Source organism: Microbacterium sp. NPDC087592 (assembly GCF_044743585.1).
In the GTDB taxonomy this organism is placed as follows: Bacteria; Actinomycetota; Actinomycetes; order Actinomycetales; family Microbacteriaceae; genus Microbacterium.
The window spans coordinates 2,411,413-2,425,799 of sequence record NZ_JBIUWT010000001.1 but is presented as its reverse complement, the minus strand read 5'-3'; the positions used below and the strand labels follow the sequence as shown (position 1 = coordinate 2,425,799).

16 protein-coding genes are annotated in these 14,387 nt (G+C 66.3%); all 16 read right to left on the bottom strand.

Annotated features, from left to right (window positions below; genetic code table 11):
- A complete protein-coding gene (gene rplC / locus ACIOTO_RS11655; RefSeq protein ID WP_029260921.1) occupies window positions 1–660 on the bottom strand; it encodes a 50S ribosomal protein L3 in 660 nt (219 codons plus the stop codon).
- Window positions 661–668: 8 nt separating this feature from the next.
- Window positions 669–977 (bottom strand): 30S ribosomal protein S10, encoded by a 309-nt coding sequence (gene rpsJ, locus ACIOTO_RS11650; RefSeq protein WP_017201594.1) that lies wholly within the window; start codon window positions 975–977, stop codon window positions 669–671.
- A gap of 849 nt (window positions 978–1,826) precedes the next feature.
- A complete protein-coding gene (locus ACIOTO_RS11645; RefSeq protein ID WP_029260920.1) occupies window positions 1,827–2,039 on the bottom strand; it encodes a hypothetical protein in 213 nt (70 codons plus the stop codon).
- 146 nt (window positions 2,040–2,185) lie between these two features.
- Window positions 2,186–3,376: an elongation factor Tu gene (gene tuf, locus ACIOTO_RS11640; RefSeq protein WP_028502475.1), complete on the bottom strand. Its 1,191-nt coding sequence runs from the start codon at window positions 3,374–3,376 to the stop codon at window positions 2,186–2,188.
- Window positions 3,377–3,545: 169 nt separating this feature from the next.
- Entirely contained in the window at window positions 3,546–5,660 is a 2,115-nt protein-coding gene (gene fusA / locus ACIOTO_RS11635) for an elongation factor G (RefSeq protein ID WP_029260918.1), read from the bottom strand.
- Between the two features lie 87 nt (window positions 5,661–5,747).
- A complete protein-coding gene (rpsG, locus tag ACIOTO_RS11630) occupies window positions 5,748–6,218 on the bottom strand; it encodes a 30S ribosomal protein S7 (protein WP_017201608.1) in 471 nt (156 codons plus the stop codon).
- 5 nt (window positions 6,219–6,223) lie between these two features.
- Window positions 6,224–6,592 (bottom strand): 30S ribosomal protein S12, encoded by a 369-nt coding sequence (gene rpsL, locus ACIOTO_RS11625; RefSeq protein WP_017201609.1) that lies wholly within the window; start codon window positions 6,590–6,592, stop codon window positions 6,224–6,226.
- A gap of 238 nt (window positions 6,593–6,830) precedes the next feature.
- Window positions 6,831–7,478, bottom strand: coding sequence for a hypothetical protein (locus ACIOTO_RS11620; RefSeq protein WP_029260917.1), 648 nt, complete (start codon window positions 7,476–7,478; stop codon window positions 6,831–6,833).
- A gap of 66 nt (window positions 7,479–7,544) precedes the next feature.
- Window positions 7,545–7,979 carry a hypothetical protein gene (locus ACIOTO_RS11615; protein ID WP_400857928.1) on the bottom strand — a complete coding sequence of 145 codons (435 nt, stop codon included), beginning with the start codon at window positions 7,977–7,979 and terminating at the stop codon, window positions 7,545–7,547.
- Window positions 7,980–8,047: 68 nt separating this feature from the next.
- Window positions 8,048–9,091: an ABC transporter gene (locus ACIOTO_RS11610; protein WP_400857927.1), complete on the bottom strand. Its 1,044-nt coding sequence runs from the start codon at window positions 9,089–9,091 to the stop codon at window positions 8,048–8,050.
- 114 nt (window positions 9,092–9,205) lie between these two features.
- On the bottom strand, window positions 9,206–9,358 hold the full coding sequence (locus tag ACIOTO_RS11605; RefSeq protein WP_156027125.1) for a hypothetical protein: 153 nt from the start codon (window positions 9,356–9,358) through the stop codon (window positions 9,206–9,208).
- 76 nt (window positions 9,359–9,434) lie between these two features.
- On the bottom strand, window positions 9,435–10,088 hold the full coding sequence (locus ACIOTO_RS11600) for an HAAS signaling domain-containing protein (protein WP_029260914.1): 654 nt from the start codon (window positions 10,086–10,088) through the stop codon (window positions 9,435–9,437).
- The gene (locus ACIOTO_RS11595) at window positions 10,085–10,417 is read right to left on the bottom strand and encodes a PadR family transcriptional regulator (protein WP_029260913.1); all 333 of its coding nucleotides are present in this window, start codon (window positions 10,415–10,417) and stop codon (window positions 10,085–10,087) included. The genes ACIOTO_RS11600 and ACIOTO_RS11595 overlap by 4 nt, the downstream gene beginning before the upstream one ends.
- 68 nt (window positions 10,418–10,485) lie before the next feature.
- Complete coding sequence (locus tag ACIOTO_RS11590; protein ID WP_400857926.1) at window positions 10,486–11,418, bottom strand: sugar ABC transporter permease; 933 nt, start codon at window positions 11,416–11,418, stop codon at window positions 10,486–10,488.
- Between the two features lies 1 nt (window position 11,419).
- Window positions 11,420–13,024, bottom strand: coding sequence for an ABC transporter permease subunit (locus tag ACIOTO_RS11585; RefSeq protein ID WP_029260911.1), 1,605 nt, complete (start codon window positions 13,022–13,024; stop codon window positions 11,420–11,422).
- Between the two features lie 67 nt (window positions 13,025–13,091).
- The gene (locus ACIOTO_RS11580; protein ID WP_105710447.1) at window positions 13,092–14,300 is read right to left on the bottom strand and encodes a maltose ABC transporter substrate-binding protein; all 1,209 of its coding nucleotides are present in this window, start codon (window positions 14,298–14,300) and stop codon (window positions 13,092–13,094) included.
- Window positions 14,301–14,387 lie beyond the last annotated feature (87 nt).

Below are 14,387 nucleotides of genomic sequence, written 5' to 3'. Positions count from 1 at the left end.
TCAGGCACCCTTCACTGCGTTGCGGACATAGACGATGCGGCCACGAGCACCGGGGACAGCGCCCTTGACGAGCAGCAGACCCTTCTCGATGTCGATGGCGTGCACCGTGAGGTTGAGGACGGTCACACGCTCGCCACCCATACGGCCGGCCATGCGCATGCCCTTGAAGACGCGGCTCGGGGTCGACGATGCGCCGATCGAGCCGGGCTTGCGGTGGTTGCGGTGCGAACCGTGCGAAGCCGAGACGCCCTTGAAGTTGTGACGCTTCATGACACCGGCGAAGCCCTTGCCCTTGCTCGTGCCGACGACGTCGACGAGCTGGCCGGCTTCGAAGGTGCCGTCGACCGTGAGCTCCTGGCCCAGGCTGTAGTCGCCGGCGTCCGCGGTGCGGATCTCGGTGACGTGACGACGCGGCGTGACGCCGGCTGCCTCGAAGTGGGCCGTGAGGGGCTTGTTCACCTTGCGCGGGTCGATCTGGCCGTACGCGATCTGCACGGCGTTGTAGCCGTCCTTCTCGGGCGTACGGATCTGCGTGACCACGTTCGAGGCGAGCTCGATGACGGTGACGGGAACGAGCTTGCCGCTCTCGTTCCAGACCTGGGTCATGCCGAGCTTCGTGCCCAGCATGCCCTTGGAAATCTTGGAGTTGATGTCAACCATGTCCGACCTCAGAGCTTGATCTCGATGTTGACATCGGCAGGCAGGTCGAGACGCATCAGCGAGTCGACGGCCTTGGGCGTCGGGTCGACGATGTCGATCAGACGCTTGTGGGTGCGCATCTCGAAGTGCTCGCGGCTGTCCTTGTACTTGTGCGGCGACCGGATGACGCACACGACGTTCTTCTCGGTCGGAAGGGGCACGGGTCCGACGACGGTCGCACCCGCACGGGTCACGGTGTCGACGATCTTGCGTGCGGACGTGTCGATGACCTCGTGGTCATACGACTTCAGGCGAATGCGGATCTTCTGTCCCGCCATTGTCTGCTCTCTCTCTTTAGGCGTCATACCGTCCGGGACCGGGTGGCCCTGGGGCATTGGACGCACGTCGGCGCTGTTCGCGCCTCGGCACGAGAACGGCTCTGACGAGTCGATCTGCTGCACCACTGTTCTTCTGTCAGCCGGACGCCGCGAGGCGACCGGATGCCCGACCTCCGCCGCGCACGGCGAACCCTTCGGCGAGAAGGGTGTCGGGGTGTGTGTTCTGCTACCCGCGGCCTAGAACCCTGCAGCCCCCATGAGGAACCGCCGTCTATGCACTGCCCTGGCAGTGATCCGGCGCACGCACAGCGGCGACGGAATATCGAACCTGTCTATTCTGCCACGGCTGATTTCACTTCTGCAAACCCGGGCGTGTCGCGCCTCTCAGCGAGGCGGTGACCGACGTCGAAATCCGGCTCAGAAGGAAGGAGATAGCGGGGCGAGGCATCCCCATGCCTCGCCCCGCTTGGGGAGGGCGTTCAGTGCGAGGGGGCACACCGAACGCGAGTAGCCCGGCGTGAAGGGACGCCGAACTCCTCGTTCGAGGGCGCGGCGGAAGACCCGCCGCGCAGGCAGGGTGACGCTCAGGCGCACAGAGTGCGCGCGTCGCACGATGATCCCCAAGATCGCTTATCCCCAGTTTCAACGCGGAAAGCCCGCGTGCTTCCGGAAACCGAACCCCTTCGGCTTCCCCGACCGCAAGATCCCCAGGCGGTCGAGACGATCCTACTCGATACATCTGCGAATCCGCCACATCTGACGACCACTAGATCGAACGGGGGCGTGCCTCTGCATACGAAAGCGGCGATCCACCCGGTGGTGGATCGCCGCTCGAAGAGTGCGGGGCTGCTACTCGTTGCCGACGGCCTTGTCCGCGCTGTCCCGGATCTCGTCGATCTTGTCTGCTGCACCCGGGGCGATCTTCTTCGCGAAGTCCGCGACGCCATCGAGGACCTTGTCACTGATGTCCTCGGCCTGGTCGCTCTTGACGGCCTCGGCGATCTTGTCCTTGTTCTGCTCGTAGAGGTCCTTGCCCTTGTTCACCGCGTCATCGATACCCATGTGAATCCCCTTCTCAGGTGTGCGTCGACGGAGAGGCCGACGAGATCATTGTGCACGTCTTGGCGCGGAGAGGAAACTCCCGACACGATACAAAGCACAGAGGGGCCGGACCCGAAGGTCCGACCCCTCTGCGAGGAAGCAGGTGCTTACTTGACGATCTTCGTGACCGTACCGGCGCCCACGGTGCGTCCACCCTCACGGATGGCGAAGCCGAGGCCCTCCTCCATGGCGATCGGCTGGATCAGCTCGACCGTCATGTCGGTGGTGTCGCCGGGCATGACCATCTCGGTGCCCTCGGGCAGCGAGATGACGCCGGTGACGTCGGTGGTGCGGAAGTAGAACTGCGGGCGGTAGTTCGTGTAGAAGGGGTTGTGACGCCCACCCTCGTCCTTGGACAGGATGTACGCGGTGCCCTCGAAGTCGGTGTGCGGCGTGACCGAACCCGGCTTGACGATGACCTGACCGCGCTCGACGTCCTCACGCTTCGTGCCACGGAGCAGGAGACCACAGTTCTCGCCGGCCCAGGCCTCGTCGAGCTGCTTGTGGAACATCTCGATACCCGTGACCGTGGTCTTGACGGTCGGACGGAGTCCGACGATCTCGACCTCGGAGTTGATGGCCAGCGTGCCACGCTCGGCGCGACCCGTGACGACGGTTCCACGACCGGTGATCGTGAAGACGTCCTCGACGGGCATCAGGAACGGCTTGTCACGGTCACGCTCCGGGTCCGGAACGCTGTCGTCGACAGCCTGCATGAGGTCCAGGATCGCCTGGGTCCACTTCTCGTCGCCCTCGAGAGCCTTGAGAGCCGAGACGCGGACGACAGGAGCGTCCTCGTCGAAGCCCTGGGCTGCGAGCAGCTCGCGGACCTCGAGCTCGACGAGCTCCAGGATCTCCTCGTCGTCGACCATGTCCGACTTGTTCAGCGCGACCAGCAGGTACGGCACGCCGACCTGCTTGGCGAGCAGCACGTGCTCACGCGTCTGAGCCATCGGGCCGTCGGTGGCGGCGACCACGAGGATCGCGCCGTCCATCTGAGCAGCACCGGTGATCATGTTCTTGACGTAGTCGGCGTGGCCGGGAGCGTCGACGTGAGCGTAGTGGCGCTTGGGGGTCTCGTACTCGATGTGCGAGATGTTGATGGTGATTCCACGCTGGCGCTCTTCCGGCGCCGAGTCGATGGAAGCGAAGTCACGCTGCACGTTGGTGTCGGACGGGAACTTGTCAGCAAGCACCTTCGAGATCGCTGCGGAGAGCGTGGTCTTGCCGTGGTCGACGTGACCGATCGTTCCGATGTTGACGTGCGGCTTGGTCCGCTCGAACTTGGCCTTAGCCACTGGGTCCTCCTCAGGACGTCGTTGTAAAGGTGACCGGGCACTGGTTTGCGACCGGTTCTCTACGGGTTAGGTTCTCAGTTTAGTAGAGAGGGAATGTGAAGTTGTAGGTGACCTGGGAACCCCGCGGCGCTTCGCGGTGCTCGGCGCCGCGGGGAGCCCAGAAGAGCGATTACTCGCCCTTGGTCTTCTGGACGATCTCGTCGGCCACTGCGCGGGGAACCTCAGCGTAGCTGTGGAACTCCATCGAGTAGACGGCACGGCCCGAGGTCTTCGAGCGCAGGTCGCCGATGTAGCCGAACATCTCGGACAGCGGGACCTGAGCGCGGACGACCTTGACGCCTGCGGCGTCTTCCATCGACTGGATCTGGCCACGACGCGAGTTCAGGTCGCCGATGACGTCGCCCATGTACTCCTCAGGAGTACGGACCTCGACGGCCATCAGCGGCTCGAGCAGCACGGGGTTGGCACGGCGAGCGGCCTCCTTGAAGCCCATGGAGCCCGCGATCTTGAACGCCATCTCCGAAGAGTCGACGTCGTGCGCCGCACCATCGACGATGGTCGCCTTGACGCCGACCATCGGGTAGCCCGCGAGCACACCGACGTTCATCGCGTCCTGGAAACCGGCGTCGATCGAACCGATGTACTCACGAGGGATGCGACCACCGGTGACGGCGTTCACGAACTCGTAGGTCTTCTCGGAGTCCAGGTCCATCGGCTCGATGGTGAACTGGATCTTCGCGAACTGGCCGGAGCCACCGGTCTGCTTCTTGTGCGTGTAGTCGTGCTTCTCGACGGCCTTCTTCAGGGTCTCGCGGTACGCGACCTGCGGCTTGCCGACGTTGGCCTCGACGTTGAACTCGCGCTTCATGCGGTCCACGAGGATGTCGAGGTGAAGCTCGCCCATGCCCTTGATGGTCGTCTGACCGGTCTCGGGGTTGAGCTCCGTGCGGAAGGTCGGGTCCTCCTCAGCGAGCTTCTGGATGGCGACACCCAGCTTCTCCTGGTCGGCCTTGGTCTTCGGCTCGATCGCGACCTCGATGACGGGCTCGGGGAACGTCATCGACTCGAGGACGACCGGAGCTGCCGGGTCGGTCAGGGTGTCACCGGTGGTGGTGTCCTTCAGACCGATGACCGCGTAGATGTTACCCGCGGTGACCGAGGGGACCGGGATCTCCTTGTTGGCGTGCATCTGGAAGATCTTCCCGATGCGCTCCTTCTTGTTCTTGGTCGAGTTGATGACCGCAGAACCGGACTCGAGGTGACCCGAGTAGACGCGCACGTAGGTGAGGCGACCGAAGAACGGGTGCACAGCGACCTTGAACGCGAGGGCTGCGAACGGGTCATTGGCGTCGGGGTGACGCTCGATGATCGTGTCGTAGTCCTTCGGGTCGTGCGCCTCGATCGAGCCCACGTCGAGCGGGTTCGGGAGGTAGTCGACGACCGCGTCGAGCATCGGCTGGACGCCGCGGTTCTTGAACGCGGAGCCGCAGAGCACCGGGTAGATCTCGGAAGCGACGGTCAGCTTGCGGATCGCGCCCTTGATCTCGGCGACCGTGAGCTCCTCGCCACCGAAGAACTTCTCGAGCAGCGCGTCGTCGGTCTCGGCGACGGTCTCGAGGAGCTGCTGACGGTACTCCGCCGCCTTCTCCTTGAGGTTCTCCGGGATCTCCTGGATCTCGTAGGAGGCGCCCATCGTGACGTCACCCTTGGAGTCTCCGGCCCACACCAGCGCACGCATCTCGACCAGGTCGACGACGCCGATGAAGTCGCTCTCCGCGCCGATCGGCAGCTGGATCACGAGGGGCTTGGCACCCAGGCGGTTGATGATGGTGTCGACGGTGAAGTAGAAGTCCGCGCCGAGCTTGTCCATCTTGTTGACGAAGCAGATGCGGGGGACGTTGTACTTGTCGGCCTGACGCCAGACCGTCTCGGACTGGGGCTCGACGCCCTCCTTGCCGTCGAACACGGCGACGGCACCATCGAGGACGCGGAGCGAACGCTCCACCTCGACCGTGAAGTCCACGTGGCCGGGGGTGTCGATGATGTTGATCTGGTTCTTGTTCCAGTAGCAGGTCACGGCGGCAGACGTGATCGTGATGCCGCGCTCCTTCTCCTGCTCCATCCAGTCGGTGGTCGACGCGCCATCGTGCGTCTCGCCGAGCTTGTGGTTGACGCCCGTGTAGAACAGGATGCGCTCGGTCGTCGTGGTCTTGCCGGCATCGATGTGCGCCATGATGCCGATGTTGCGGACCTTGCTCAGGTCCGTGAGCACGTCTTGTGCCACAGGAGTGTCCTTATCTTTTGGAGCAGTCGTACTGCGAAGAGGGGGTGCCCGCCCTTCGGCGAGTGGCCGAAGGGCGGGCGAAGCTGGTTACCAGCGGTAGTGAGCGAACGCGCGGTTCGACTCGGCCATCTTGTGCGTGTCCTCGCGGCGCTTGACCGCGGCACCCAGGCCGTTCGACGCGTCGAGGATCTCGTTCTGCAGACGCTCGGTCATCGTCTTCTCACGACGGCCCTTCGCGTAGCTCACGAGCCAGCGCAGAGCGAGCGTGTTGGCGCGGTGAGGCTTGACCTCGACCGGCACCTGGTAGGTCGAGCCACCGACGCGGCGGCTGCGGACCTCGAGGGTCGGGCGCACGTTGTCGAGCGCCTTCTTGAGCGTGGCGACGGCGTCCTGACCGTTCTTCGCCTCGACGCCGCGGAGGGCGCCGTAGACGATCGACTCGGCCAGCGACTTCTTGCCGTCGACGAGGATCTTGTTCACCAGCGAGGTGACGATCGGTGCGCCGTATACCGGGTCGTTGACGACGGGGCGCTTGGGGGCTGGTCCCTTACGAGGCATCTAACTCAACCCTTCTTCGCGCCGTAGCGGGAACGAGCCTGCTTACGGTTCTTGACTGCCTGGGTGTCCAGGGCGCCACGGACGATCTTGTAACGCACACCGGGGAGGTCCTTGACACGACCGCCACGGACGAGCACCAGCGAGTGCTCCTGGAGGTTGTGACCCTCACCGGGGATGTACGCGGTGACCTCGGTGCCGTTGCGGAGCTTCACACGAGCGACCTTGCGCATCGCCGAGTTCGGCTTCTTGGGGGTGGTGGTGTAGACGCGGGTGCAGACCCCGGCCTGCTGCGGGTTCGACTTGAGCGCCGGCGCCTTGGTCTTGGTGACCTTGGGCGAGCGACCCTTGCGAACCAACTGCTGAATGGTTGGCACGTTCTCTCCTCATAGTGCTGCACGGTGACAGCGTGATGGGTTTCACATCATGACCCACCGGCACGCCGGAATCGACGCGCTTTTGGTGTGGTGGGTATGCCGTGGGGGCGGACCGGCATGGTGCCGACGCCCAGTGCGCACGTCAAGACGTGCACACACCTGGTCAAGTGTAATGCCGCGTAACGTGGTGGTCAAATGAACGCAAGTCCGGTGTGACGGCGGAGCGGCGCTCGGAGCATCACGGCAGGTCGGGGTCGAACGGCGAATCCAGCGACTCCGTCAGCTCGGCGAGCAGTGCCTCGATCTGCGGCTCCACGTGCTGGGAGATGGCCGCCTGGATGTAGATCCGGTGGCGAAGCAGGATGCCGCAGATCTCCCGCCCGACCATATTGGCGTACTCGTCGGCGAGGGCGACCTCCTGCCGGAGGGCGATCTTGGCTTCCTCGGTCAGAGGTGGCAACGCCGGCAGCTCCGCGGCGGAGTCATCGGCGAGCCCGGCGATGGTGAAGAGGAACGGCGCGCCGGGAACCGGCTCGGGGTCGAGCGGGAGGCCGTCGAATTCCGGATCGAGGTCTTCGGCAGGGCGGTAGCTGCGGGCGCGGTTCCGGGCGGCCTGCTGATCGAGCTCGCGCTGCAGCATGGGGAGATTCCGTGCCGTGTAGTCCGCGACGGCGTGATCGACGATGGTCTTGATGCGCGTCGAGAGTCCGTGCTGCACACCGTGCGGGGTGTTCGCACCGATTCCCGCCGCCGAGAGGATCGGCGATCCCAGACAGCGGCGGCATGGCGCGACGCGACCGCGGTGGGTCGCCGGCTCCCAGCGCGGCACCCAGCGCAACCAGGCCTCGACGGCCTGGTCCACCTGCGTCTCCAATGAGCGCTCCACCCCACCAGCGTACGGCGCGCCGCCCGTCGTGACCGCGATTTCGCGCATCGCGGCGGGGCGGCCGCGTCACTCCTCGTCTTCTTCGCGCTCCCAGGGCCAGCGCGGCTGCTCGGCACGAGTGCGACGGAGGGCGATGCCACCCCAGCCGGCTATCAGCCCCGCGACCACCAGCACCGCACTCGCACCACCGCGGACCAGATCCCCCGCCACCGCAGTCGCGATCACGAAGTCGGACGAGCCGAGGACGACCGTGATCCACACCGCCGCGAGATGAGCCAGAGCTGCGAGGAGAGCGATCGCGATCGTCGCCACGAAGGAGGGATGGCCACGACGGAGCGTCGACCACAGCATGAGCGCGAAGACCGCGACCGCCGCCAGCATCCCGACGGCGCCCGGCGCCTGCCCCAACCCTCGCACCGCGATGATGTCGGTATCGGTGGCCACACTCAGGGCCCCCAGGCCGAACACCGCGAGCGCGAAGAAGCCGATCGTCGCGAGCACCACGGCCAGGACAGCCGAAACCCCCGCGGACTCGGGCCCGCGGGGGTTCGGCGTGGTGGAGTTCGTGATTACCTCGACAGCGTCGGACCGGCTTCGAGGGTGCGCTCGTACTCGCGCTGCGCCTCGGCGTTCAGTTCGGTCTTGCGAGCGCCGCTGCGCGACACCCATGCGCCGAACCAGATGGTCAACTCGCGCGCGAACACGAATGCGGCGATGGCGAGCGGGGCGAGCAGCTGCTCGCCGACGAGATCGAGGCCCTGAGACGACGTGAGCTTCCAGAACGGCGCCTCGAACAGCTGTCCGAGGATGTGGCCCGCATAGGCGATGACGCCGACGATGATGCCGAAGACCACCCAGAGGCCCCAGCGGCCGCGGTTGATGATCGCGCCGAGCAGCCAGAAGCCGAGGAAGAAGACGACGACCGGCGTCCAGTACCCCCAGGTCATCAGCGGTGCCAGCGCGGCCTCACCGATGTTCTCGCCGTTCACCTCGCCGGCGATCGCGCCGAGACCCAGCGCCGTGCCGAGGTACAGCACGGCGAAAACCAGGGTCGCGAGCAGGCCGATGAGGCCGGCGGTGCCGCGGTTGCCGCGGTCGCGGGGCGGCTCGGGAGCCTGCACGAAGATGGGTTGAGGCTGCGCTGCCGCGGCGACACCCGTCGCACCGATCAGCGGCTCCGACGGCACGATGCGTGTCTCGGTGTCGTCACCGTACTGGGCGTAGGCGGCACCGGCCAGGCCGGACTGCTCGTGCCCGAACGGCACGGGCTCGCCCACGATCGGCTCCGGGTAGAAGGATTCGGTCTCCGCGTCGGCATCCGCCCGGACGTCGCGCGCGGTCTCGCGCGACTCGACGATGGGTGCCGGAGTGACGGCGGGAGGCGGGGACGCGAACGTTCCCGGGTGGTCGCGCTCCGCGGCTTCGAACGCGGCGAGATCGGGGTCGACGATCTTCTCGTCGACGGCCTCTGCCGGTTTGTGGTCCGGCGCATCGGCGGAACCGGGGACATCCGCACCCGCCGCGGCGGCGGCGTCGAGACCGGCGTTCGCGCTGCCGACGACGTCGTCGACGTCAGTCGGCTTCTCGGGCTGGGGAGCGTCGGGGTCACTCATGGGGTGCGCCTCTCGTCGGATATGTGCATTGTGAGGGTACCGCCGGGCCGACGGCCGTCGACGCAGGCGTGCCGACGTGTCGGGATACACGCGTCGGCGTCCCCTCGCGAGCCGTCAGGGAAGGGCGTTGCGGAGCGCGGTTCCCGCGAACTCCGCGAGAGTCGGAAGGATCGGGAGGGACAGCCAGACGAGCGCCCCGATGATTCCGGCGCACACGATGCCGGCGAACCAGCTCATCGCCAGATTGCGCCCCGCCACCCGTGCCATGTCTCCACGGTATGGCCCGACCGGGATACTGGCCGGGCGCAACGCCGAGCATGCACGCGGTGTGGCGGGGCGTGACTCAGCGAGCGACGCGCCCCCGGAGCCGCCAGAGCAGCCAGAGACCCGACGCCGGGATGAGGAGGAACCCGAGGAGAAGGAGGACGTGCCAGGCACTGAAGCCGGGCAGCAGCGGGTTGTTCACGACCTCATCGGCAGGGGTGCCGGTGCCGGACGAGCTGCCGGTCGAGCTGAACTCCACGAAGCTCATGAACTGCACCAGGAACAACGAGACCGCGCCGAAGACGAACGGCACGATGATCGCGACGACCTTCTCCCACGTCTTCCAGAGGGTGCTGATACTGACGAGTACCGCGCCGACGAACCAGCCGAGCACCGGGACGAGGAAACCGCCGAAGCTCAGCGTCAGCGCGGCAGCGATCGCGAAGCCGCGCGTCGAGGTCGCCGGCGGTCGGGGCGCGGGCGGGGCCGCGACCGGCGCAGCGACCACGATCGCGGGGTTCGCCGGCACCTCGTCCTGCGCCTCCCTCGCGATGGCCACCGGATCACCGAGCCGAGCGATCCGCGCGGCGGTATCCGCGGCGTCGAGGCCCTGCAGCTCTTCGACGATGCCGCCACGGATGTCCGACGCGACGCCGTGCGGGAGCCCGCGCATCGCCTCGTCGAGCCGGGCGAGGTACTCCTCGCGCAGTGTGTCTGCTGTCGTCTCTGTCATGGTCGTCCCTCTCCGACGATGCCCGTCACGACACGGGCGAACGGGGTCCACTGCACTCGGAAGCGCTCGAGCTGCTCGGTACCCGACTCGGTGAGCCGGTAGTACTTGCGCACGGGTCCGCTCTCCGACGGCAGGTCGAACGTGCTGACCCAGCCGTTGTCCCGCAGCCGTCCCAGCAGCGGGTAGAGCGTGCCGATGCTGGCGATCAGTCCGGCGCCGGTGAGTGCATCGGCCAGCTGCCAGCCGTACATCGGCTCACGCGCGAGGAGTCCGAGCACGCAGTACTCGACCACCCCTTTGCGCATCTGCGATCCGACGTCAGCTGTCATGCATGACAAGCTACCATGCCATGCACGCTACCGGCGACACCAGCCCCGCGGGTGAACCCCACCGAGGGTCAGCCCTTCGTCGCCCCCGCCGTGAGACCGCCGACGATGTACTTCTGCAGGAAGAGGAACAGGATCATCACCGGGATGGCGGCCATCACCGCGCCGGCCGAGAATGCCGACCAGTCCGCGTAGCGCGGATTCGCCACGAGCTTGGTGAGTCCGACGACGAGCGTCTGCTGCTCCACGTCGACGAGCATCACGCTCGCGATCACGTACTCGTTGACCGTGCCGATGAAGGAGAGGAGTCCGACGACGGCGAGGATGGGCGCGACCAGGCGCAGGATGATGGTGAAGAAGATGCGCGCGTGACCGGCCCCGTCGATGCGGGCTGCCTCGTCGATCTCCTTGGGGATCGTGTTGAAGAACCCGTACATCAAGTACGTGTTCACGCCGAGCGCTCCCCCGAGGTACACCAGGATCAGGCCGGTGTGGGTGTTCAGCCCGATGGCGGGGAACCAGTCCCCCAGGGTCGACATGAGCAGGAAGATCGCGACCACGGCGAGCAGCTGCGGGAACATCTGCACGACCACGATCGTGACGAGCCCGACACGGCGCCCGGCGAAGCGCATGCGCGAGAACGCATATGCCGCGCAGGCGCCGATGAAGACCGTGACCGCCCCAGTCACGACGGCGATCAGCAGAGTGTTGAGGAACCACGTGCCGTACGGGTTCTGCGGGTCGCTCAGGATGCGCACGTAGCTGTCGATCCCGATCGCGGAGAACAGCTGGTTCGATCCGGTCAGCGTCCCCTTCGGATTCAGCGACGCCGAGACGACGTACAGAAGGGGGAACAGAGCGAAGGCGCTCACGACGATCGCGACGAGGTGTCGCCATCCGGTATCGGCGAACCAGGCGCCGAAGCTGCGGCGACGCGGGCCGGGTGTGCGCTCATCGGTCTTCGAGGCGGTGGAGGCGGTGGTGGCGGGGCTGGCGGTGCTCATGTCAGTTCAGCTCCTCGAGGGCCTTGGTCTTGCGGAAGCTGATGATCGAGATCGTCGCGACCACGATGAAGATCAGGATGGTGAACGCCGAAGCCAGCCCGTAGTCGCGGGTCTGCCCGGTGAACGCCACCTTGTAGACCATCGAGATCAGGATGTCGGTGTGCCCGACCGGGATCGACACGTCGCTGAAGCGGGGCCCGCCCTTGGTGAGCATGTAGATCAGGTTGAAGTTGTTGAAGTTGAACGCGAAGGACGAGATCAGCAGTGGCGCGACCGTGACGAGCAGCAGCGGCAGCTTGATGCGGCGGAAGACCTGCCACGGGTTCGCGCCGTCCATGACGGCAGCCTCGTTCACGTCCTCCGGGATGCCCTGAAGGGCGCCCATGCAGACGAGGAACATGTAGGGGAATCCGAGCCACAGGTTCACCAGCAGCACCGACACCTTGGCCAGCGTCGGATCCGTGAGCCACGGGATGTCCGCTCCCCCGAAGATGACCTGGTTGATGAAGCCGAAGCTCTCGTTCATCATGCCGGCCCAGACGAGCGCCGACAGGAACGCCGGGAACGCGTACGGGAGTATCAGGATGATCCGGTACCCGTTGCGGAACCGCATCCGGGTGTTGTTGAAGACCAGCGCGAGCAGGAGCCCGAGGAAGAACGTCGTGGCGACCGAGATCAACGCGAACGCGAAGGTCCACAGCGTCACGGCGATGAGCGGTCCGCGGATCGAGGAGTCGGTGACCGCGCGCACGAAGTTGTCGAAGCCGACGGTGGTCTGCCATCCCGGCAGCAGCTGCTCGCCGTCATCGGCGGTGAAGGCTCCCTCGCCGGTGTCGGAGTAGACCGTGCCGGTGGTGGTGTCGGTGATGGTGTCGGCGGCCGCGTCGTACTCGAGCGTCGAGACGTACAGATACCCCTTCTGGCCGTCCGGAGCCCGCAGGGCGCCGTCATTGGGGTCATCGCTGAAGGGAACCGACAGCTTCTCGAGCTCTTCGGAGAGCGTGAACACGGTGGCCAGCGGGAGCGTCGTCCACCCGTCGACCGCGACGGCCTGTCCGCCCTCGAACTGCGCGTCCACCTCTTCGAGCGGCTGCTCGGCCGTGCCGAGAAGCGCGTCGCCGGAGTCCGGGTCGGTGACCAGGAGACCATAGGTGCCGAACTGTTCTACGACCGTGACCGGATAGGTGGGAGAGTCCTCGACCCGCTCCTGCGCCGACGCGAGGAGCGAGGAGATGGCCTGGTCTTTCGTGCCGTTGTGCCCGGTGCCGTAGTTCGTGAAACCGATGTAGCCGGTGTAGAGCAGCGTGAACACCTGGAACAGGATCAGGAAGATGATGCCGGGTGTCAGGTACTTCGCCGCGATGCGCTTGCGGGAGAAGTAGATGTAGTTGACGAAGACGGCCACCACGACGACGATGCCGAGGATCAGCCATTCCTGGTGGGCGAAGAGCACGAACGCCGCGTACAGCGCGATCGCGTCGACGACGGCCAGCAGGAGGATCTTCAGCAGCATCCAGCCGATCGGGCCGGACGCGGCCTCGGCGATCTTCGCGGCCTGTCGCTGGCGTCGGGTCGGAGGAGCAGTGCGCTCGTCGATGTCTGTCATGTCGTCCTCGTCATGATCCTGCCGGGGCGGACCGGAGCGTCCACCCCGGCAGGGCCAGTGGGTGCTGTTACTTGATCGCGGCGGTCACGTCGTCGACGAGCTTCTGCCACGTCGTCTTCGGGTCCGCGCCGTTGATGATCGCGGCCTCGGCCACGCCCCAGAACTCCCACACCGCGCCCATGGCCGGGATGGCCGGCATCGGCACGGCGTCTTCGCCGACGGCCTGGAAGCCGGCGATGATCGGGTCGGACGCCGCGGTGTCGGCGGCTGCGGTGAGCGCCGGCAGGATGTTGCCGGCCTTGAACAGCTCGAGCTGCACGTCTTCGGTGCCGATGTAGTTGACGAGGAAGTCGTTCGCGGCGACCTTGTTCTTCGACTCGGAGCTGACGAAGAAGCCCTTCACGCCGGCGAACGGCGAAGCGGTCTCACCGGTCGGGCTCGGGATCGGGTCGATCGCGACGTTGATGCCGGCGTCGGTTGCGGCGCCCACGTTCCACGGACCGGTCAGCCAGAAGGCTGCCGTGCCGTCGAGGAACTGCTGCTTGGCGATCTCGCCGTCGACGTCGGTGTTCAGCACGCCTGCGGCGCCCTGCGCACCCAGCCAGTCGGCGAACGCGAAACCGCCCGCACTGCCGAGCTGCAGGTCGGTGGGGTCATAGCTCCCCGAGTCGTCGGTGCCGAAGACCGGAGCACCGAACGCGGTCTGGAACGGGTACAGGTGGTACGGGTTGCCCTCGGTGCCCTGCTCGACGACGAAGGTGCCCTTCGAGACCATGTCGTCGAAGCTGGTCGCGGCGGCCGGGACGAGGTCGGCGTTGCGCAGCACCGCGATGTTCTCGACTGCGTACGGCAGCATGTAGACGGTGCCCTCGTACGTTGCGGCCTGCAGCGCGACGGGAAGGTAGTCCTCCGAGCTGTCGCCGAGTTCGATCGGCGCGACGACGCCGTTGGTGGAGAGCTCCCCCAGCCAGTCGTGCGCGCCCATGACGACATCGGGGCCCTTACCGGTCGGGACCTGCTGGATGAAGTCGTCCTTCATGTCGTCGACCGACTTGCCGACGAGCTCGACCTTGACGCCGGTCTTGTCCTCGTAGGAGTCCGCCGCGGTCTGCAGCGCGTCCACGCGCTCGGCGTCGACCCAGACGACCAGCTTGCCGCTGCCTTTGGAGTCGGAGGTGTCGTCGCCGCTGGTCCCTGCGGAGCAGCCGGCAAGCGTCAGAGTCGAAACGATGGCGATCGCGCCTGCGGCGGCGATGCCCCTCTTGTTCACCTTCATTGGTGTGTGCCTCTCTCGGTGCTGGTGGCCTGCACAGACTGCAAGCGCTTACAGTATGCATCGGATACGACTCCTTTTGCAACGAAG

Coding starts and splice junctions, on each gene's coding strand:
- ACIOTO_RS11605 (WP_156027125.1), bottom strand. CDS start 9,358: ATGGCACGGGTGGCGGGGCGCAATCTGGCGATGAGCTGGTTCGCCGGC.
- ACIOTO_RS11645 (WP_029260920.1), bottom strand. CDS start 2,039: ATGGGTATCGATGACGCGGTGAACAAGGGCAAGGACCTCTACGAGCAG.
- rpsJ (WP_017201594.1), bottom strand. CDS start 977: ATGGCGGGACAGAAGATCCGCATTCGCCTGAAGTCGTATGACCACGAG.
- ACIOTO_RS11600 (WP_029260914.1), bottom strand. CDS start 10,088: ATGACAGAGACGACAGCAGACACACTGCGCGAGGAGTACCTCGCCCGG.
- ACIOTO_RS11595 (WP_029260913.1), bottom strand. CDS start 10,417: ATGACAGCTGACGTCGGATCGCAGATGCGCAAAGGGGTGGTCGAGTAC.
- rpsG (WP_017201608.1), bottom strand. CDS start 6,218: ATGCCTCGTAAGGGACCAGCCCCCAAGCGCCCCGTCGTCAACGACCCG.
- ACIOTO_RS11610 (WP_400857927.1), bottom strand. CDS start 9,091: ATGAGTGACCCCGACGCTCCCCAGCCCGAGAAGCCGACTGACGTCGAC.
- ACIOTO_RS11585 (WP_029260911.1), bottom strand. CDS start 13,024: ATGACAGACATCGACGAGCGCACTGCTCCTCCGACCCGACGCCAGCGA.
- ACIOTO_RS11580 (WP_105710447.1), bottom strand. CDS start 14,300: ATGAAGGTGAACAAGAGGGGCATCGCCGCCGCAGGCGCGATCGCCATC.
- ACIOTO_RS11590 (WP_400857926.1), bottom strand. CDS start 11,418: ATGAGCACCGCCAGCCCCGCCACCACCGCCTCCACCGCCTCGAAGACC.
- rplC (WP_029260921.1), bottom strand. CDS start 660: ATGGTTGACATCAACTCCAAGATTTCCAAGGGCATGCTGGGCACGAAG.